We start from the raw sequence: 20387 nt of genomic DNA on the forward strand, positions 1-20387 counted from the left end.
CACGCCTAGACTCGGCCCATTCCAATAAAAGGTAGGCCGCCATGTCCGAGACGCTGCTCAGTTCCCGCAATCTGGCTTTCGAGCTGTATGAAGTCCTTGATGCCGAAGGCCTGACCCAGCGTGAGCGGTTTGCCGAGCACAACCGCGAAACCTTCGATGCCGCCATCGGCACCGCCCGCAGCATCGCCGAGAAATTTTTCGCGCCGCATAACCGCAAGGGTGACGAGAACGAACCGCGCTATGAGGACGGTCAGGCGATTCTGATTCCGGAAGTGAAACCGGCGGTGGACGCCTTCCTCGAAGCCGGTTTCCTCAATGCCGCGCGCAGTTTCGATGCCGGTGGCATGCAGCTCCCTACATTGCTGTCCCAAGCCTGCTTCGCGCATTTTCAATCGGCCAACGCGGCGTCGACCTCTTACCCGTTCCTGACCATGGGCGCTGCGAACCTGATCGAAAGCTTCGGCACCGAGGAGCAGAAACGTCGCTTCCTGCAACCGATGATCGACGGGCGTTTCTTCGGCACCATGGCCCTGACCGAACCCCACGCGGGTTCATCGTTGTCGGATATTCGTACCCGCGCCGAGCCTGCGTCCGACGGCACTTATCGACTCAAGGGCAACAAGATTTTCATCTCCGGCGGCGATCACCCACTGTCGGAAAACATCGTGCACATGGTCCTGGCCAAGTTGCCGGATGCACCAGCCGGGGTGAAGGGCATTTCGCTGTTTATCGTGCCCAAGTTCCTGGTCAACGATGACGGCAGCCTCGGCAAGCGCAACGATGTCCTGCTGGCCGGTCTGTTCCACAAGATGGGCTGGCGCGGCACCACGTCCACCGCGCTGAACTTCGGCGATAACGGTGAATGCGTCGGCTATCTGGTGGGCAAGGCACACCATGGCTTGAGCTACATGTTCCAGATGATGAACGAGGCGCGGATCGGCGTCGGCATGGGCGCGGTGATGCTCGGTTACGCAGGCTATCTGTACTCGCTGGAATACGCACGTTTACGTCCGCAAGGTCGTGTGCCGGACAGCAAGGACCCGAACACCGCACCGGTGGCGATCATCCAGCACGCCGACGTCAAACGCATGCTGCTGACCCAGAAAGCCTACGTCGAAGGCTCGTTCGACCTGGGGCTGTATGCCGCGCGACTGTTCGACGATACCACCACCCTCGGGACCGAAGCCGAACGCAAGCAGGCCCACGAGCTGCTGGATCTGCTGACGCCGATCGTCAAATCCTGGCCGTCGGAGTTCTGCCTGAAGGCCAACGAACTGGCGATCCAGATCCTCGGCGGCCACGGTTACACCCGCGAGTATCCGGTGGAGCAGTACTACCGCGACAATCGCCTGAACCCGATCCACGAAGGCACCCACGGCATTCAGTCCCTGGACCTGCTGGGTCGCAAATTGGCGCAGAACGGTGGCGCAGGTCTCAAGCAACTCATCCGCCTGATCGCCGACACCGCCGAGCGTGCCCAGGCCCACGATTCGCTGTCCGCCCTGCGTGAACCACTGGAAAAACTGGTGGCGCGCCTGCAAACCGTGACCATTGGTCTGCTGACCGATCTGGCTCAAGGCAAGGTCAACAGCAGTCTGGCGAATTCTGCGCTGTACCTGAAAGTCTTCGGCCACACGGTGATTGGCTGGCGCTGGCTGGAACAGGCGATCCGAGCCGAGGAAGGATTGGCCAAGGGCAATGCGGCGGATGTGGGTTTCTATAAAGGCAAGTTGCAGGCGGCGCGTTATTTCCTGACCTGGGAAATTCCGGGATGCCACCATGAACTGGCGATTCTTGAGGCGCGGGATGATGTTTGCCTGGGCATGCAGGATGAGTGGTTCTGACCATAGCCTTTCGGTGCTGCTGAAAACCAATCGCGGGCAAGCCCGCTCCCACAGTGATCTCAGTTGCTCACAATAATGTGTTCAACACACAAACCCTGTGGGAGCGGGTGCCCGCGATGAGGCCGGCACAGACAACGCATCAACTCAGCTTGAACCCACCCACCTGCCGCGCCAGGTCATCGGCCAACCGCTGCAACGTCTGACAGTCATCCCGACAAGCCCTGATCTCCCCCACCGTCGCCCGCGCCAGATCGGAAATCCCCTGCACATTGCGGTTGATCTCCTCGGTCACCGCCGATTGCTCTTCTGTCGCCGTTGCGACCTGTTGGTTCATGTCGCTGATGTGCTCGACCTGCCCGGTTATCGCCGTCAACGACGCTCCTGTCCTCTGGCTCGACTCAACACCGGTGCCCGTTGCCGCCTGCCCGGCATGCATCGATGACACCGCATTCTCGGCGCCCTGCTTGAGGCTGGCGATCATCTGCTGGATTTCATCGGTAGAGATCTGCGTGCGTCGAGCCAACGTGCGAACTTCATCGGCGACCACGGCAAACCCGCGTCCCATATCCCCGGCCCGCGCCGCTTCGATGGCCGCATTCAAGGCCAACAAGTTGGTCTGCTCGGAAATCCCGCGAATCACCGCCAGCACCTGATCGATCGACGCCACCTGATCGGCCAGCTCGCCCACGGCGCTGGCGGCGACACCGATTTCGTCGGACATGCTTTCGATATGGCGAATCGAGCCGCCCACCACCTCCCTCGCCTGCATGGCCTCATCACGAGCCGTCTGCGAAGCGAGCGCTGCATGGCCGGCGTTCTGCGCGATGTCCTGCACGGTCAGGCCCATTTCGTGGACCGCCGTGGCAACCATGTCGGTCATCTCCTGCTGACGACCGGAACGCTCGGCGGTGTTATCCACCACCCGCGCCACCTGGCCGACCGCCGTGCGCAAGCGCTCGCTGGTGGTCAGAACTTCGCCGATCATGTCGCGCTGGCTGTCGAGGAATCGATTGAAGCCGCGAGCCAGGTCACCCAACTCATCGGCGCGACTGGAATCCAGCCGCTGGGTCAAATCTCCACCACCGCTACCAATGGCGACCAGCGCGGCTGTTACCTGACGAATCGGCCGCACCAGCCCTCGGGCCAGCAACACCACCAGCAACAGGCATACCAGTGCCACCGCCAGGCCGATACCGCTACTCATCCACATGGCACGGCGTGCTTCGGCATAGATTTGCGACTGCGGCACTTCGGCCACCAGTGTCCAGCCCAGATCCCGCAGCGGCAGGCTTAGCGCCAGATAATCTTCGCCCTCGCGCACAAAGCTGCTGCTGGTGGCGGAAAGTTGACCCATGACCGCACGCGCCGCCGGCTCGCTGATTTGCTCGGCCAAAGTACGTTTGCCGCTGAATTGTGCTTCGGGGTGAACCTGGATCAAACCGTCGGAGCGCACGAGATAGACCTTGCCGCGCTTTCCGAAACTGAAGTTGTGGATCAGCTCCGACAGCTCTTTCATGCTCAGTCCGAGCCCGGCGACGCCCACGACTTTGCCGGCCTGTTCGACCTTGATGTCGATGAACAGCGCCAATTCTCCGGTAGCCGTGTCGTTGTCGATATTGAGGGTACGTGGCTGGCTGCTGTCGAGGAACGAGTAGAACCAGGCGTCTTTGGGATTGGAACGACTCAGGGTCCGGTCCAGACCTTTTTCGGTGATGTAATGGCTGGAAGCAGTCCCGATAATCAGCGCGGTAAAGGCCTTGTGCCCGGCGCGAATGCCTTCCAGATACTGTGCAAATGTGGAGGTCTGGCTACTGTTCTCACCCCCGGCCAACCAGTCGCGCACCATGCTATTGCTGGCGATGTCCTTGGCGGCGGTAAGCGGTTGAACGAGGATGCGCTCGATGTCGTTGCGCATCGCCTCGATGCTCGATGGCAGCGCTTGTTCGACCAGATAGCGCTGGGCGAGGCGGTTGACCACGAGGGTATAAATGCCAACCACGATCAGCACGCTGACCAGCAAGGCGGTGCCCATGCTCAAGATCAACTGCCATTGAATACTGCGTCGCCAGAACTGCATGGAGCACCCCCAAAGAATAAGAGGCTGAAACACTGCAACAGCCGTGCCGATTGTATACAACTAAACCGACAATCTATTCTTTGGTTGTGCGCAAAGCCGATCAGGCCTGATTGATCGTCTTGGAGATCACTTCAACCGTGGCGCTGACTTGCTCTTGGTAACGGTCGAGTTCGAGCTTGTGCTGCTTTTGCATTTCAATCTGCTGGGAACACAGATTCATCGCGGCCAGCACCAGCAGTCGATCACCGATCAGGGTCGGGTATTTCTTTTTGGTCTCTGCCAGGGCAGCCTTCAACATCAATGCAGCATCCAGCAGGGTCTGCTCTTCCCCGGCCGGTGCCTTGATCGAATAGTCCTCCCCCAGGATCGAGACGACTTTTACCCCTGGGCCGTAACTCATGCGCTGACTGGGCCAGCGCTGACGCGCTCAACCAGGGCCTGGATGCGTGCGGCGGTGGCGCCTTGTTTCTCTTCCTGTTCCATCAGGCTCAGTTGCAGGCTCTCGTTTTCATCCTTGGCCTGGGCCAGTTCGGCGCTCAGGGCTTGGTTGGTGCCGAGCAGGGTTTGGTTCTGTTGTACCAGGTCGCTGACCAGCTGTTCCAATTGGCTTAGGGATGCTTCCAACATTTTGATTTTCCAGGCATTTTCAAAGGGCGCGTACGATAAAGAAAAGTCACCGCGGATGCCAGGGTTAAACAGGCGCAAGGCCTTGATTTTCCTGACCGGTGACCTTCTCGCGAACTTTAAAGACTGTGATTGGCCGATCTGGTTCCTGCACTTCGTCGCCCGCCCCTTTTCCTTTTGCAGGAGCGAGCACGCTCGCGATGGACGTTAACGTTTACGCGGGCAGTCTGGATAAGCGCGTTATCGTTAACGTCCATCGCGAGCAAGCTTTGCTCCCACGAGGCTCAAGACTTCAGTCGCATGACCGATAAGTCGTTCATACGTCAGCCCCGGCACCGCTCAGGTGCGTTCCATTCGGTAAATACCATGTCCCTTCGTAATATGAATATCGCCCCTCGAGCGTTCCTCAGCTTCGCGCTGATCGGTGGCTTGATGATGGTTCTGGGAGTGTTTGCCTTGAACCAGATGAGCAAGATCCGTGGCGCCGCCGAAGACATCACCAACAACAGTGTGCCGAGCATCAAGAGCCTCGACGACTTCACCCAGCTGACCCTGCGTTTGCGTGTGCTCTCTTATCGTTTGCTGGTGAACCGTGAACCGGATGTTCAGCAAAAAACCATGGAACTGTTCGAACTGCGTAATCAGCAGATTCGCACGGCCCAGGCCACTTACGAAAAACTGATCGCCAGCCCGCAGGAACGTGCGGCCTACGATCAGTACGTGCAGCTGCTGGGACAATACCGCCAGATCGAAGACCGGATGAAGACCCTGTCACGCAATAATCAGGTCGACGAACTGCGCAGCCTGCTCAACACCGATTTGCTGAACAACTCCGAAGCGATCAACACGGTGCTGAACACACTGCTGGAGATCAACACCCGGCAGACCCTCGACACCAACCAGCAAGCCGCCGATCAGTACTCTTCGGCATTCAATCTGGTGATCACCCTGCTGGTGATCGCCACCGGCCTGACCCTTCTGTTCGCCTGGCTGCTCACCAACAGCATCACCAAACCGATCGCCAACGCCCTGAATGCCGCCGAGCAAATCGCCGAAGGCAACCTGACGCGCCCAATCACCGTCGATGGCGAGGACGAGGCCGGCCGCCTGCTGCAGGCGATGTCCAGGATGCAGGACAAGCTGCGCGACACCCTGCAACGGATTTCCGGCTCGGCCACACAGTTGGCCTCTGCCGCCGAAGAACTCAACAGCGTGACCGACGAAAGCGCCCGCGGCCTGACCCAACAGAACAACGAAATCGAACAGGCCGCCACGGCGGTCAACGAAATGACCAGCGCCGTGGAAGAGGTCGCACGCAATGCCGTCAGCACGTCCGAAGCCTCGAAGAACGCCACCACCTCCGCCGGTGACGGCCGTGACCTGGTGCAGGAAACCGTCAGCGCCATCGAACGCATGAGTGCTGACGTGCAGAGCACGGCCACGCTGATCAGCGATCTGGCCAATGAATCGCGCGATATCGGCAAGGTACTGGACGTGATTCGCGGCCTGGCCGACCAGACCAACCTGCTGGCCCTCAACGCGGCCATCGAAGCGGCGCGCGCCGGTGAGGCCGGTCGCGGCTTTGCGGTAGTGGCGGATGAAGTGCGGGCCCTGGCGCACCGCACCCAACAGTCGACCAGCGAAATCGAACGCATGATCGGCAGCATCCAGAGCGGCACCGAGCACGCGGTGGATTCGATGCGCAATAGCACCGAGCGCGCCGAGTCGACCCTGAACATCGCCCGCGGTGCCGGCATGTCGCTCGACACCATCAACAGTGCCATCGTGGAAATCAACGAGCGCAACCTGGTGATCGCCAGCGCCACCGAAGAACAGGCGCAAGTGGCCCGCGAAGTGGACCGCAATCTGGTGAACATTCGCGATCTGTCGGTGCAGTCGGCCACCGGTGCCAACCAGACCAGCGCGGCCAGTAGCGAGCTGTCGCGATTGGCACTGGATCTGAACAATATGGTCGGGCGATTCAGCCTGTAATAAAGGGTAGTCACCATCCCGTAGGAGCTGGCTTGCCAGCGAAGGCGACCTCAAGAACATCGCAATATTTGAGGGCCTCTTCGCTGGCAAGCCAGCTCCTACAAGGGGTCGGCTGTATTTGCAGATTGGGTTTTATTGATCTGCAAAACCTTTTTGACAGCATCACATTTCAACAGGTTAGAATCGCTGGCACGCAGACTGCATGGTCAGTTTGTGCCCGCCTTTCAGCTTTCTGGAGTACTGCCTTTGAATGCGACGACCATCAACAGCCTGTTCTTGATCGGCGCGTTGCTGGTAGGTGCGAGCATTCTGGTGAGTTCACTTTCTTCGCGCCTCGGCATTCCGATTCTGGTCATCATCCTGGCCGTGGGCATGGCCGCCGGGGTCGATGGCGGCGGCATCATTTTCGATAACTACCCCACAGCTTATCTGGTCGGCAACCTGGCACTGGCGGTGATCCTGCTGGATGGCGGTTTACGCACCCGGGTGTCGAGTTTCCGCGTGGCGTTATGGCCAGCCTTGTCGCTGGCAACGGTCGGCGTGTTGATCACCACCGGGCTGACCGGCATGGCCGCTGCCTGGCTGTTCAATCTGAACCTGATTCAAGGCCTGCTGATCGGCGCTATTGTCGGTTCCACCGACGCCGCGGCGGTGTTCTCATTGCTCGGTGGCAAAGGCCTGAACGAGCGGGTGACCGCCAGCCTTGAGATCGAATCCGGCAGCAACGACCCGATGGCGGTGTTCCTCACCGTGACCCTGATCGACATGCTCGCCAGCGGCCAGACCGGCCTGCACTGGAGCCTGCTGACCCACCTGCTGCGCGAGTTCGGTATCGGTGCCGTTATCGGCCTGGGCGGTGGCTGGCTCATGCTGCAATTGGTCAACCGTATCAACCTGGCCACCGGCCTTTATCCGATTCTGGTCATCGCCGGCGGCCTGGTGGTGTTTGCCCTGACCAACGCCCTGCATGGCAGCGGTTTCCTGGCGGTGTACCTGTGCGGCCTGGTGATCGGCAATCGGCCGGTGCGCAGTCGCCATGGCATTCTGCACATGCTCGACGGCATGGCCTGGCTGGCGCAGATCGGCATGTTCCTGGTGCTGGGGCTGCTGGTCACCCCCCACGACTTGCTGCCCATTGCATTGCCGGCATTGGGCCTGGCGCTGTGGATGATCCTGTTCGCCCGGCCACTGTCGGTAGTGGTCGGCCTGCTGCCGTTCAAGGCCTTCCATGGGCGCGAAAAGGCGTTCATTTCCTGGGTCGGCTTACGCGGCGCAGTGCCGATCATTCTGGCGGTGTTCCCGCTGATGGCGGGCCTGCCCAACGCCCAGCTCTACTTCAACCTCGCTTTCTTTATCGTACTGGTGTCGCTGCTGGTTCAGGGCACGAGCCTGCCGTGGATCGCCAAACTGCTGAAGGTGACGGTACCACCGGAGCCCGCGCCGATTTCGCGCTCCGCGCTGGAAGTCCATGTCACCAGCGAATGGGAGCTGTTCGTTTATCGTCTCGGCGCCGAAAAATGGTGCATCGGCTCGCACCTTCGTGAACTGAAAATGCCCGAAGGCACCCGCATCGCAGCCCTGTTTCGGGGTGAACAACTGCTCCATCCGTCGGGTAGTACGGTGCTCGAAGTCGACGATTTGCTCTGCGTAATCGGCCACGAACACAACCTTCCCGCCCTCGGAAAGCTGTTCAGCCAAGCGCCACAACGGGGCCTCGATTTGCGCTTCTTCGGCGACTTCGTGCTCGAAGGAGACGCCCAGCTGGCGGCGGTTGCTGCCCTGTACGGGTTGAAGGTCGAAGGCATCGATCCGGACATGTCCCTGGGCCACTTCATTGCCCAGAAAGTGGGCGGCGCACCGGTGGTCGGCGACCAGGTGGAATGGAACAACACCATCTGGACCGTCGCGGTCATGGAGGGGAACAAGATCGGCAAAGTGGGCGTCAGATTCCCCGAAGGAAGTCGCCCGGGTCCCGGCTTGTTCCTCTAAACTCCAATCTTCGTCCTGTTTTTTAATCGGTCTTTATGTCAAGCCTGCGCACTTTTTTCGTCCTGGTCCTGTTGGGCCTGAGTCTCTCCGTCGGCACGCTGCAAGCCGCCGAACCACCCACCCGCGAAACCGTGCAGGCGAGCCTGGACAAGATCGCCGACCGCAAACTGCCGGAGGCGGATCAAAAGGCCCTGCAATCGGTCCTGCAAGCCACGCTGACACAGCTCAACAACCGGCGTGATTACGAGCAAAAGCTCAGCGACCTCAAGCAGCGCCTGGCCACAGCCCCCAAGCAAACCGTCGAGAACCAGCGCGAGCTGACGCGTCTCAAGGCCAGCAGCGAGGTGCCGGTCGCGCAACGCTTCACCAAAGAGTCGATTCAGCAGCTTGAGCAAATGCTCACCGAGCGCTCGACCCAGCAAAGCGATCTGCAAAAGGCCCTGGCCGACGCCAATAGCCTGATCATTACCGCCCAGACCCGCCCGGAGCGCGCCCAGGCGGAAATCTCCACCAGCCAGACGCGCATCCAGCAGATCAACAATATCCTCAAGGCCGGCAAGGACAGCGGCAAGACCTTGAGCGCCGAGCAGCGCGACCAGCTCAACGCCGAACTGTCGGCCCTCAACGCCCTGATCCCGCTGCGTCGCCAGGAACTGGCCGGCAACACCCAGTTGCAAGACCTGGGCAACAGTCAGCATGACTTGTTAACGGAAAAGTCCGATCGCCTGGACCGTGAAATCCAGGAAATGCAAAACCTGATCAACCAGAAACGCCTGGCTCAATCCCAGGAGACGGTGACGCAGCAGTCCATCGAAGCGCAAAAAGCCGGCGGCAGCAGCCTGCTGGCCACTGAAAGCGCGGCCAACCTGAAACTCTCTGACTATCTGCTCAAAAGCACTGACCGCCTCAACGAGGTCACCCAGCAGAACCTGCAGACCAAGCAACAACTGGACAGTGTGACCCAGAGTGATGCGGCCCTGGACGAGCAGATCAATGTGCTCAAGGGCAGCCTGCTGCTCTCGAAGATTCTCTACAAACAGAAACAGGCCTTGCCGCGCCTCAGGGTCGACCGAGACCTGGCCGACCAGATCGCCGACATCCGCCTGTATCAGTTCGAAGTCAGCCAGCAACGGGAGCTGCTCAGCAACCCCGCCACCTATGTCGACAACCTGCTGTCGGCACAACCGCCCGAGCAAGTCACCCCGCAACTGCGCAAAAGCCTGCTGGAACTGGCCACCACCCGGGCGGATCTGCTGGAGCGGTTGAACCGCGAACTGAGTGCCGTACTCAACGAGTCCATCACCCTGCAACTGAACCAGAAGCAACTGCTCAGTACCGCGCAAAGCCTGCGGGCAACGCTCGACGAACAAATGTTCTGGATTCCCAGCAACAAGCCGCTGGATCTGGAATGGATACGCGGCACACCGGATCGCCTGAAACGTCAGATCGATGCGCTTCCCCTGGCCTCCAGTCTGAGCGAACTGATCGATGGCCTGACCCAGCGACCGCTGCTGTTCCTGCCGCTGGCGCTGCTGATCGGTGCCCTGCTGTGGCGTCGCAAGAACCTGTATGCACGACTGAACAAGGTTCACCAGGACATCGGCCACTTCAAGCGCGACAGCCAGTTGCACACCCCGCAGGCGATCTTGATCAACATTCTGCTGGCGATGCCGGTGTCGCTGGGCCTGGCGTTATGCGGCCTGGCCCTGCAAATCGACGCCCGAGGGCAGAACGCCTACATGGGCTCGGCCTTGCTGCAAATGGCCCAGGCGTGGCTGGTGTTCTACACCGCCTATCGGGTCCTGGCACCGGGCGGCGTGGCAGAGCTGCATTTCCGCTGGGAAAAACCTCAGGTCGAATTCCTGCGCGGTTGGGTCCGCCGGCTCGGCATGGTGGTGATGGCGCTGGTGGCGGTGGTGGCGGTTGCCGAGCTGCAACCGGCGGCCCTGGCTGACGACGTGATGGGTATGCCGGTGGTCCTCACCTGCTACGCCTTGATGACCTGGCTGCTCAGCCGCCTGCTGATCAGCAGCCCGACCCACGAACACGCCTCGCTGTTCCGCAAGTCCGTGGCCATCATGTTCACCGCCCTGCCGGTGGCCCTGTTCGTCGCCGTGTGCTTTGGCTACTACTACACCGCGCTGAAACTCAGCGACCGGTTGATCAACACCCTGTACCTGCTGATGTTCTGGCTGGTGATCGAAGCCACCTTCGTGCGCGGCCTCAGCGTGGCGGCACGACGCCTGGCTTACCAACGCGCGTTGGCCAAGCGCCAGGCCGCGAAGGAAGCCGGCGACGGCGAAGCGGTGATCGAAGAACCGACCCTGGATATCGAAAAGGTCAACGAACAGTCCCTGCGCCTGATCCGCCTGGCCCTGCTGGGCGGCTTCATGGCAGCGCTGTACTGGGTCTGGGCCGACCTGATCACGGTGTTCTCGTACCTGGACAACATCACCCTCTACGAATACACCAGTGGCACCGGCGCCAACATGAGCATGGTGCCGATCAGCATCGGCGACATGCTGGGTGCGCTGATCATCATCGGCATCACCTTTGCCCTGGCGCGCAACCTGCCGGGTCTGCTCGAAGTCTTTGTGCTGTCGAAGCTGAACCTGGCCCAGGGCAGTGCCTACGCCACCACCACGCTGCTGTCCTACGTGATCGCCGGGGTCGGCTTTGTCTCGACGCTCTCGACCCTCGGCGTCAGCTGGGACAAGTTACAGTGGCTGGTGGCAGCCCTCTCCGTGGGACTTGGCTTCGGCATGCAGGAGATTTTCGCCAACTTCATCTCAGGCATCATGATCCTGTTCGAACGCCCGGTGCGGATCGGCGACACCATCACCATCGGCAACCTGTCGGGCACGGTCAGCAAGATCCGTATCCGTGCCACGACCATCACCGACTTCGACCGCAAGGACATCATTGTCCCGAACAAGACGTTCATTACCGGACAACTGATCAACTGGTCCCTGACCGACACCATCACCCGCGTGACGCTCAAGCTCGGGGTCGATTACGGCTCGGACCTGGACCTGGTGAAGGAACTGCTGCTCAAGGCCGCCCGTGATAACCCGCGCGTCCTGAAAGACCCGGAACCTCACGTGTATTTCCTGAACTTCGGCGAAAGCACCCTCGACCACGAGCTGCGCATGCACGTGCGTGACCTCGGTGACCGTAACCCCGTGCTCGATGAGGTCAACCGCTTCATCAACCGCGAGTTCAAGAAGCAGCACATCAACATCTCGTTCCGGCAGATGGAGGTCTACCTCAAGAACCTTCATGGCCAGGAATACAAGATGGTGCCGATCGAGCCGGAAACCAAAACCATCGTGCCACTCAACGATGACAAGCAACCGCCGCTGGCACCGCCTGCCGCCAAACTCGACTAACCGGGCATTCCCCAGCAGAATGCTCGGACATTCTGCTGGAGACGGCCTTTGAAAGCCCTCGACGAACTGACCTTCGATAATCGCTTCGACCGCCTGGGCGATGCGTTTTCCGCCCATGTGCTGCCCGAGCCGATCGACAATCCGCGCCTGGTCGTGGCCAGCCCCGCCGCCATGGCGCTGCTGGATCTCGACCCGGCCGTGGCCGAAACCCCGGAGTTCGCCGAGCTGTTCAGCGGCCACAAGCTCTGGGCCGACGCGATCCCGAGGGCAATGGTCTATTCCGGTCATCAGTTCGGTTTCTATAACCCGCAACTGGGCGACGGTCGCGGCCTGTTGCTGGGCGAGGTGTACAACGAGGCCGGCGAGCATTGGGACCTGCACCTCAAGGGCGCCGGGCAGACACCCTTTTCGCGCATGGGTGACGGACGGGCGGTGCTGCGCTCCTCGATCCGCGAATTCCTCGCCTCCGAAGCCCTGCAGGCGTTGAACATCCCGACCACCCGGGCGTTGTGCGTGATCGGCTCCGACACGCCGGTCTGGCGCGAGAAACAAGAGCGCGCGGCCATGGTCCTGCGCCTGGCACCGAGCCATGTGCGCTTCGGCCATTTCGAATATTTCTACTACACCAAACGCCCCGAACAGCAGAAAGAACTCGGCGACCACGTCCTCGCCATGCATTTTCCAGAGTGCCTTGAACAACCGGAACCCTACCTGGCAATGTTCCGCGAGATCGTCGAGCGCAATGCCGAGCTGATCGCCAAGTGGCAGGCCTATGGTTTCTGCCACGGGGTGATGAATACCGATAACATGTCGATCCTCGGTATTACTTTCGACTTCGGCCCGTTCGCCTTCCTCGACGACTTCGACGCCAATTTCATCTGTAACCACTCCGACGATCAGGGCCGCTACTCCTTCAGCAACCAGGTGCCGATCGGCCAATGGAACCTCAGCGCCCTGGCCCAGGCCCTGACGCCCTTCATCAGCGTCGAGGCCCTGCGCGAAACCCTTGGCCTGTACCTGCCGCTGTTCCAGGCCCATTACCTGGACCTGATGCGCCGCCGCCTGGGTCTCACCACCGCTGAAGACGACGACCAGAAACTATTGGAGCAACTGCTGCAACTGATGCAGAACAGCGGCGTCGACTACAGCCTGTTCTTCCGCCGCCTGGGTGAAGAATCACCCGAAGCGGCTGTCCATCGTCTGCGCGATGACTTCGTCGACATCAAGGGCTTCGATGCCTGGGGCGAACTTTACGTAGCCCGGATTGCCCGTGAAGGCGAACTGGATCAGGAACAGCGTCGCCAACGGATGCATGCCGTGAACCCGCTGTATATCTTGCGCAACTACCTGGCGCAGAAGGCTATCGATGCGGCAGAAAAGGGCGATTACTCCGAAGTTCGCCGGCTGCACGCGGTACTGGGCAATCCATTCGAGGAACAGCCGGGGATGGAAAGCTACGCCGAACGGCCGCCGGAGTGGGGCAAGCATCTGGAGATCAGTTGTTCGTCGTGAGGCTGGCTAGATAAAGGTTTCCACCGACGTTCCGAAGCGCTCAGCCAGCCAGCGGATCTGCCGCAGGTTGAGCTGGCGCTTGCCGCTAAGAATCTCTGAAACAACTGATTGGGTACCCACACCGGGCAGGTCACTCTGAGTCAGCCCGTGTTCTCGCATCAGGTAGCCCAGAACATCAACACCACTGGCTTCTGCCATAGGGTGATGCTTGTGATCCCATTCCTCGATCCAGTCTCCAATGATGTCTACAAGACTCATCAGAGGATGTGATTCGTCATCGCCGGTTATCTCCAACAACTCATCCAGCGCAAGGGCCAGCCTGTCGTAGTCGTCTTCGCTCTTCGGTTTGCGTAGCAATGGCGCGACAAACTCCCAGTGCTCAGCGGCCTGTTTGATCAATGCACTCATTGTTTTCCCTCCTTCCATTTTCCTCGGTCATATTCGCGATGATCCAGCACGTCCTTGATGTACAGTTTCTGGGTTCTATACCGGACAAATGCGATCAACCGTAGCTTGTTTCCGCCGATATCGAATACATGAAACTCCCCGACCTTGTCGGTCGCAGCAAACAACGATTTCATGGCAGCAAAATCACAAGGACTATTGCGCTTGATTAGTCGAAACCAGTGATCGATCGCAGTCGCGGCATGTGGCCATTTTTCCTTTGATTCCCGAATTCGCTTTTCAGTGAACACACGCATGCAATTTCCTTATCGCATTTTGCTATGGAGGAGTTAAACACAGAGCGGAAATATCGCAAGTTGCGATATTTTTTACCGACCAATGGTTCATCGGCGCTCTTCCAGCCTAGACACGCTGTGCACTGCCGAACGATTGAAATATGAGCAAACGTCTCCAAGTAGGTGTTATCAGCTTCCAATTGGACATCGCTCATGACCGACCCACTCCTCATCCCCTGCCCCCACTGCAACGGCCTCAACCGCATCCCTGCCGAGCGCCTGAACGACCATCCCAAATGCGGTCGCTGCAAGTCCGAAGTCCTGCTGAATAAACCCTTCGAACTGAAGCAAGGCGATTACGCCAGCCAGATCAAGGGCGATCTGCCGCTGCTGGTGGACGTGTGGGCGGACTGGTGTGGGCCGTGCAAGTCGTTTGCTCCGGTGTTCGAGCAGGCGGCCGTGCAGTTGGCGGGCAAGTGCCGGCTGGCCAAGCTGGATAGCGAGGCTAATCAGCAGCTGTCAGCGCAATTGGGGATTCGTTCGATTCCTAGCCTGATTCTGTTCAAGAACGGCCGGGAAGTTGCGCGCCAGAGCGGGGCTTTTCCTTTGCCGCAGTTGATGAGTTGGTTGCGTAGCCAGGGGATCTGACAACCGCGTCGATCAAAATGTGGGAGCGAGCCTGCTCGCGATGAGGGCCTCATATTCAACATTTCTGTTGATCGGTCTACCGCTTTCGCGAGCAGGCTCGCTCCCACATTGATGGATCGTGCTAGTAGCAGGAATCAGGCGTTTTCCAGCAGGTTATGCAGCTCGACGAACTGTTGCGTCAGCTTGTGCCGCGGGTCGAGGTGGATCAGCGGCGTGTTGGCCTGGTGGGATTCGCGCATGCGTACCGAACTGCCCAGGTACACCGGCAGCACCGGCAAGCCTTCGGCAATCAATTCGTCGAGCATCTGCTGGGGCAGGCTGGCGCGGGCCTGGAACTGGTTGACTACGATGCCTTCGACTTCCAGCCCTTCGTTGTGGTCGTCCTTCAATTCGTCGATTTCCGCCAACAGGCCATAAAGCGCCTGGCGCGAGAAACTGTCGCAATCAAAAGGAATCAGCACGCGATCGGCAGCGATCAGCGCCGAAACCGCATAAAAATTCAGTGCTGGCGGCGTATCGAGGTAGATCCGGTCGTAATCTGCGTCAAGCTCTTCCAACAACTTACGCAGTTTGTTGATCTTGTGCTTGGCTTCAAGCTTGGGCTGCAAGTCCGCCAGTTCGGCCGTGGCGGTGATGACATGGAGGTTGTCGAACGGGGTTTCGTAAATATCGACCTTGCTCTTCTTCGCAAATGGCCCGGAAGACAAGGTCTGCTTGAAGAAATCGGCAATACCCATCGGAATGTCATTGCCGGTGAGTCCCGTCAGGTACTGAGTGGAGTTGGCCTGGGCATCGAGATCCACCAACAGGGTGCGATAACCCTCAGTGGCGCTGACCGCCGCCAGATTGCAGGCAATACTGGACTTGCCCACACCACCTTTCTGATTGAACACCACACGCCGCATGTCAAAACCTCCGTGTATCAATGAATGACCGAGTGTAGTGGTCCACGGCATGGCTTAGCTACCTCCCTGACACAGGGACTACGCGGTCATCGGCAATCTCCCACAAGAAAAGCGGCAAACGCGGGTGTGAACAGCCACCAGAGCCGACAGACGGGGCGCTAGCATTGTGAATAATTTTCAAACGCGCAGTTTTCACGAACTAACCGGCCCATCGCGCTGTGCAAAATGTAACCAGCATTTGCTACACGTTCGCGGCACCGGGATAATGCGCACCACTCGGCGCCAGGCGCCACGTAGAGTGAGTCGTGGTTTTCTACCACTCACCGCGTCAAGAAGCCCGCAGGGGCGGGATGAATGTCTGTGATCAACTTCAACATCGCCCAGTGGCGCGCATGGGCCCCGGGGCTCGAAAGCGTGGACGATTGGCAGGCCTGGAGCCGACGACCGGTCGTGCTGCCGGTCAGCGATGCCGCTCCCGACGTGTCGTTCCTGCCCGCCATGCAACGCCGACGCCTCAGTCGCCTGGCGCGAATGGCGTTCAGTGTCGGCTGGCCTCTGGCCGAAGGTCGTCAGGACTTGCCGCTGGTGTTTGTTTCCCGTCACGGTGAAACGCCACGCACCTTCGACATTCTCAGCGATCTGGCCGCCGATCAGCCGCTGTCGCCGACACAGTTCAGCCTGTCGGTGCATAACGCCATCATCGGCCTGTGGTCGATCATGCGCGGTGAAACCAGCGAAATGACGGCGCTCGCCGCTGCCGGTGACGGTCTGGAACACGGCATGCTGGAAGCGGCGGCCCTGCTCGATGAAGGTGCGCCCGCGGTATTGCTGGTGGTGACCGAGGACCAGCCGCCCGAGGCTTACTCGGCCTGGATCGACGATGTACCTTTTCCTTATGCCGTCGGCCTGCTGATCACACCCGGCAATGACTGGCAGCTGTCGCTGAACAGCCCCGCGGATGCGTTGTCCAAATCCCGCTGGCCGCACGCGCTGAATCTGTTGCGTGTGTTGCTTGGCCAGCAAACCACCTGCCAACATGCCTGGAAAAATCGTGTATGGACCTGGCAACGCAACCCGTGACCGAAAAGAATCGCGACGCCTATTACTGGCGCCTGCTGGCCACCGCCACGAGCTTCGCCCTGTTCGGGCTGGGCGGGCTGTGCCTGCGCCTGGTGGTTTTCCCTTTGTTGGGTTGCCTGCCGGGCGATGCCCAGACCCATCGGCTGCGCGCGCGGCAAACCGTCAGTCGCTGCTTCTGGTTTTTTGTCCGGTTCATGGCACGCGCCGGTGTGCTGACCTACGACATCCAGGGCGCGGAAAAACTTGGACGGCCCGGCCAGATGATCGTCGCCAATCACCCGTCGCTGATCGATGTGGTGTTTCTGATCGGCCTGGTGCGCCACGCCAACTGCGTGGTCAAGCAAAGCCTCTGGGAAAACCCGTTCACCCGCGCGCCCCTGCGCCGTACCGAATACATCAGCAACGACGGCAGCATGGACATGCTCGATGCCGCCGCCGATGCACTGAAAAGCGGCCAGACCCTGATCATCTTTCCGGAAGGCACCCGCACCCATCCGGGCCAGGCGCCAGCCTTTCATCGGGGGGGTGCGGCAATTGCCGTGCGGGGTGCGAAAATCCTCACCCCGGTGGTCATCAAGGTCAGCCCGACGACATTGACCAAGGCCGAGCCCTGGTATCGGATCCCCAAACGCCGCGTGCACTTCAGTTTCCGTGTCGGCGCCGATATAGACCCACAGGCGTTCGCCGTGCTGGGCCCGGCGCCTCAGGCCTCGCGCAAGCTCAACGATCATTTGCATTCTTACTTCATCAAGGAGCTCGCCGAAGATGAGCGATCTGAACACCGATAGCCTGAACCGGGACATCAAAGAGTTGATCATCGAAGCCCTCGGCCTCGAAGACATCAGCGCCGAAGACATCGGCGACCAACAGACGCTGTTCGGCGAAGGCCTGGGCCTGGACTCGGTCGACGCGCTGGAACTCGGCCTGGCCATTCAGAAAAAGTACGGCATCAAAATCGACGCCGACGCCAAGGACACTCGTAATCACTTCAGCAACGTGGCGAGCCTTGCGGCGTTCGTCACTGCAAAACAGGCAGCTTGAGACCGGACCATGCAAACTCGTGACGACATTTTCAACACTCTGCGCGATGCCCTGGTCGAGCTGTTCGAACTGGACCCCGAACGGGTGAGCCTCGAATCCAACCTGTACCAGGACCTGGAAATCGACAGCATAGATGCGGTCGATCTGATCGATCACATCAAACGTCAGACCGGCAAGAAAATCGCCGCCGAGGAATTCAAATCGGTGCGCACTGTCAGTGACGTGGTCGAGGCGGTCTATCGCCTGGTTCAACCGGCCGCATGAGCCGACTGATCGGCCTCGGCCTGCTGCTGGCAGGCCTGCTGTACCCCTTCGCGGTGTATTTCGGCATGGAACATTTTGCGCCATGGCAGTTCGGTTTGCTGCTGGGCAGTCTGTGGCTGGCGCGGGCGCTGACCGGACGGCGGCGACCGGGCAGCCTGTGGATGGCCACGGTGGCCATCGTGTTCTGCCTGTTGCTGGCGCTGTTCGACAGCCCGGCGTTATTGCGCTGGTACCCGGTACTGATCAGCGGGTTCATGCTGGTGCTGTTCGGGTCGAGTCTGATTTACGGTCCACCGATCGTTGAGCGCCTGGCCCAACTGCGTGAGGGGCATCTACCCGTCGAAGGCATTCGCTACACCCGCCAGGTCACCATCGCCTGGAGCGTTTTTTTTCTCTGCAACGGTTTGTGCGCCGCCGCCCTGACGCTTTGGGCGCCGCTGAGCTGGTGGACGTTGTACACCGGCCTGATTTCCTACGGATTGATAGGTCTGATGTTTGCCATTGAATGGCTCATACGACAACGGGTACGAGGCCACTCATGAATTGGATAAAACTTGAGCACCTGTTGCTCAAGGCTCAGCCGGAGCGTGCTGTAACGGCCGACCCGGCATTGAATCACGCGCAGTGGTGCGAACAGGCCCTGAGCCTGGCCGCCGGCCTGCAAGCCCTGGGCGTGCAACGCATCGCCGTGCACCTGGCAGACGCCGCCGACCTGGCGATTGCCCTGTTCGGCGCCTGGCGCGCCGGGGTCAGCGTTTTGTTGCCGGCCGACCTGCAAGCCCAGACTCGTCAGCGCTGGTCGGGCGAAGTCGACCTGTGGTTGACCGATCAGCCCAATGACGCCCATCTGAACGATTTCAGCCACCCGCCTCTCAATGCTGCGGCGCTGGATCTGGATCACTGCTCCCTGAGCCTGTGCACGTCCGGTTCCAGTGGTGAGTCCAAGCGCATCGAAAAAAGCCTGCGCCAGCTGGTCAATGAAGTCGAAGCCCTGGAACGGCTGTGGGGTGCCGACCTGGGCCCCGCCTGCATTATTGGCAGCGTCGCCACCCAACACATTTATGGCCTGCTGTTTCGGGTGTTGTGGCCGCTGTGCGCCGGGCGCCCATTCGTACGCCTGCAACTGGCCTTTCCGGAAGACCTGCAACGCACCAGTCGCGAACACCCGGCCTTCGCCTGGGTCACCAGCCCGGCACTGCTCAAACGAATGGGCGACAATCTCGACTGGCCAGCCTTGAGCGCAGTGCGTCGGGTATTTTCTTCAGGTGGTGCATTACCGGCCGAGGCGGCGCAGAGCCTGAACGAACGCCTGCATCAATGGCCGACCGAAATTTTCGGCAGTTCGGAAACCGGGGGCATCGCCTGGCGCCAGGGACTCGATCTGTGGCAGCCCTTCGCGGATGTCGCACTGAGCCAGGACAGTGACGGCGCATTGCTCATCACCTCGCCCTACTTGCCCGCCGGCCACGTCGAACACACCGCCGATGCCGCGCGAATCGCGGCGGATGGCCGTTTCGAACTGCTCGGGCGACTGGACAGGATCGTCAAACTGGAAGAAAAACGGGTCTCGCTGCCAATGCTGGAACAGGCGCTGGCGGCCCATGATTGGGTCTCTGAAGCGCGGCTGGGTGTTGTCCAGGAAAACCGGGCTTCACTGGGAGTGCTGTTGGTTCTCAGCGAAGCCGGGTTGCACGCCTTGCGCAATCAAGGCCGACGCAGCCTCACCGAGGAATTGCGCCAACACCTGAGCCAGCATTGTGAAGCTCTGGCCCTGCCACGGCGCTGGCGCTTGCTGCGGCAACTACCGCTGAACCCTCAAGGCAAACTGCCCCAGGCCGACGTCGAAGCCCTGCTGCTGGCACCGCGCCCCAAGGTGCCGCAGGTGCTGGAACAGATTGAAACCGAGGGCGAATGGAGCCTGCAACTGGCCGTGCCACCGGACCTGGCCTATTTCAGCGGCCACTTTCCCCGGGCGCCTGTGCTGCCGGGAGTGGTACAAGTGGAGTGGGCGCTGAACCTGGGCCAGCACTTGATGAACCTGCCGGCAAAATTCGCCGGCATGGAAGTGCTGAAGTTCCAGCAACTGGTGCGTCCGGGGGATGAAGTCCAGCTGCACCTGCGCTTCGACCCAACCCGCAGCAAACTCTATTTCACCTATCGCAATGAAACTGCCACCTGCTCCAGCGGGCGGATATTGCTGGAGGCAGAGCATGCTTAAGATTGGTGAGTGCTGCGCACTCATTCGCGAGCAGGCTCGCTCCCACACTGAGCGGGTGAGCACCACAGCCCCCCTGTGGGAGCGAGCCTGCTCGCGATGCAGACACCTCGATCCCTCAGGTGTA

At 60.3% G+C, this 20387-nt stretch carries 18 protein-coding genes and 2 pseudogenes; 13 read left to right on the plus strand and 7 right to left on the minus strand.

What is annotated here, in order from left to right; all coding sequences use genetic code 11:
• The first annotated feature begins 41 nt into the window (after positions 1–41).
• Entirely contained in the window at positions 42–1844 is a 1803-nt protein-coding gene (locus BJ917_RS16820; protein ID WP_121103886.1) for an acyl-CoA dehydrogenase, read from the plus strand.
• 139 nt (positions 1845–1983) lie between these two features.
• On the opposite strand, the gene BJ917_RS32740 is transcribed toward BJ917_RS16820, so the two are convergent.
• From BJ917_RS32740 to BJ917_RS16835, 4 genes and pseudogenes are all read right to left on the minus strand, one after another.
• Positions 1984–2829 (minus strand): methyl-accepting chemotaxis protein, encoded by an 846-nt coding sequence (locus BJ917_RS32740; RefSeq protein ID WP_372237730.1) that lies wholly within the window; start codon positions 2827–2829, stop codon positions 1984–1986.
• 18 nt (positions 2830–2847) lie between these two features.
• Positions 2848–3921: pseudogene (locus BJ917_RS32745) on the minus strand (cache domain-containing protein); the annotation flags it as partial.
• A gap of 100 nt (positions 3922–4021) precedes the next feature.
• Entirely contained in the window at positions 4022–4321 is a 300-nt protein-coding gene (locus BJ917_RS16830; protein ID WP_096513760.1) for a cell division protein ZapA, read from the minus strand.
• On the minus strand, positions 4318–4548 hold the full coding sequence (locus BJ917_RS16835) for a hypothetical protein (RefSeq protein ID WP_056852308.1): 231 nt from the start codon (positions 4546–4548) through the stop codon (positions 4318–4320). The genes BJ917_RS16830 and BJ917_RS16835 overlap by 4 nt, the downstream gene beginning before the upstream one ends.
• A gap of 378 nt (positions 4549–4926) precedes the next feature.
• Between BJ917_RS16835 and BJ917_RS32750 the strand changes: the two are divergent.
• The 5 genes and pseudogenes from BJ917_RS32750 to selO all read left to right on the plus strand — a co-directional run.
• A pseudogene (locus BJ917_RS32750) lies at positions 4927–5682 on the plus strand (MCP four helix bundle domain-containing protein); the annotation flags it as partial.
• Positions 5674–6537 carry a methyl-accepting chemotaxis protein gene (locus tag BJ917_RS32755; RefSeq protein ID WP_372237731.1) on the plus strand — a complete coding sequence of 288 codons (864 nt, stop codon included), beginning with the start codon at positions 5674–5676 and terminating at the stop codon, positions 6535–6537. The pseudogene BJ917_RS32750 and the gene BJ917_RS32755, both read left to right, overlap by 9 nt.
• Positions 6538–6783: 246 nt before the next feature.
• A complete protein-coding gene (locus tag BJ917_RS16845) occupies positions 6784–8526 on the plus strand; it encodes a potassium/proton antiporter (RefSeq protein ID WP_121103889.1) in 1743 nt (580 codons plus the stop codon).
• A 35-nt stretch (positions 8527–8561) separates the two neighbouring features.
• Positions 8562–11915, plus strand: coding sequence for a mechanosensitive channel MscK (gene mscK / locus BJ917_RS16850; RefSeq protein WP_121103890.1), 3354 nt, complete (start codon positions 8562–8564; stop codon positions 11913–11915).
• A gap of 48 nt (positions 11916–11963) precedes the next feature.
• Positions 11964–13427: a protein adenylyltransferase SelO gene (gene selO / locus BJ917_RS16855; protein WP_121103891.1), complete on the plus strand. Its 1464-nt coding sequence runs from the start codon at positions 11964–11966 to the stop codon at positions 13425–13427.
• A 6-nt stretch (positions 13428–13433) separates the two neighbouring features.
• On the opposite strand, the gene BJ917_RS16860 is transcribed toward selO, so the two are convergent.
• Positions 13434–13835 (minus strand): type II toxin-antitoxin system HigA family antitoxin, encoded by a 402-nt coding sequence (locus BJ917_RS16860; protein WP_121103892.1) that lies wholly within the window; start codon positions 13833–13835, stop codon positions 13434–13436.
• Positions 13832–14128, minus strand: a complete 297-nt coding sequence (locus BJ917_RS16865; RefSeq protein ID WP_121103893.1) for a type II toxin-antitoxin system HigB family toxin — start codon at positions 14126–14128, stop codon at positions 13832–13834. Before BJ917_RS16865 ends, BJ917_RS16860 begins: the two co-directional genes overlap by 4 nt.
• A gap of 192 nt (positions 14129–14320) precedes the next feature.
• Between BJ917_RS16865 and trxC the strand changes: the two genes are divergently transcribed.
• Complete coding sequence (gene trxC / locus BJ917_RS16870; protein ID WP_096513765.1) at positions 14321–14755, plus strand: thioredoxin TrxC; 435 nt, start codon at positions 14321–14323, stop codon at positions 14753–14755.
• A 134-nt stretch (positions 14756–14889) separates the two neighbouring features.
• Here the strand turns inward: trxC and BJ917_RS16875 are convergent, their stop codons facing one another.
• Positions 14890–15660 (minus strand): ParA family protein, encoded by a 771-nt coding sequence (locus tag BJ917_RS16875; RefSeq protein ID WP_121103894.1) that lies wholly within the window; start codon positions 15658–15660, stop codon positions 14890–14892.
• A 354-nt stretch (positions 15661–16014) separates the two neighbouring features.
• Between BJ917_RS16875 and BJ917_RS16880 the strand changes: the two genes are divergently transcribed.
• From BJ917_RS16880 to BJ917_RS16905, 6 genes are read left to right on the plus strand one after another with little or no spacing between them, the layout of a single operon-like run.
• Positions 16015–16740 carry a beta-ketoacyl synthase chain length factor gene (locus tag BJ917_RS16880; RefSeq protein ID WP_121103895.1) on the plus strand — a complete coding sequence of 242 codons (726 nt, stop codon included), beginning with the start codon at positions 16015–16017 and terminating at the stop codon, positions 16738–16740.
• Positions 16716–17528 (plus strand): 1-acyl-sn-glycerol-3-phosphate acyltransferase, encoded by an 813-nt coding sequence (locus BJ917_RS16885; protein WP_121103896.1) that lies wholly within the window; start codon positions 16716–16718, stop codon positions 17526–17528. Before BJ917_RS16880 ends, BJ917_RS16885 begins: the two co-directional genes overlap by 25 nt.
• A complete protein-coding gene (locus BJ917_RS16890) occupies positions 17506–17781 on the plus strand; it encodes a phosphopantetheine-binding protein (protein WP_077045064.1) in 276 nt (91 codons plus the stop codon). The genes BJ917_RS16885 and BJ917_RS16890 overlap by 23 nt, the downstream gene beginning before the upstream one ends.
• Before the next feature lie 9 nt (positions 17782–17790).
• On the plus strand, positions 17791–18045 hold the full coding sequence (locus tag BJ917_RS16895) for an acyl carrier protein (RefSeq protein ID WP_007992314.1): 255 nt from the start codon (positions 17791–17793) through the stop codon (positions 18043–18045).
• Positions 18042–18587: a hypothetical protein gene (locus BJ917_RS16900; RefSeq protein ID WP_096513769.1), complete on the plus strand. Its 546-nt coding sequence runs from the start codon at positions 18042–18044 to the stop codon at positions 18585–18587. Before BJ917_RS16895 ends, BJ917_RS16900 begins: the two co-directional genes overlap by 4 nt.
• A complete protein-coding gene (locus tag BJ917_RS16905) occupies positions 18584–20263 on the plus strand; it encodes an acyl-CoA synthetase family protein (RefSeq protein ID WP_121103897.1) in 1680 nt (559 codons plus the stop codon). Before BJ917_RS16900 ends, BJ917_RS16905 begins: the two co-directional genes overlap by 4 nt.
• The last annotated feature ends 124 nt before the right edge of the window (positions 20264–20387 follow it).

It is taken from the genome of Pseudomonas sp. WPR_5_2, assembly GCF_003634475.1.
Taxonomy (GTDB): Bacteria; Pseudomonadota; Gammaproteobacteria; order Pseudomonadales; family Pseudomonadaceae; genus Aquipseudomonas; species Aquipseudomonas izuensis.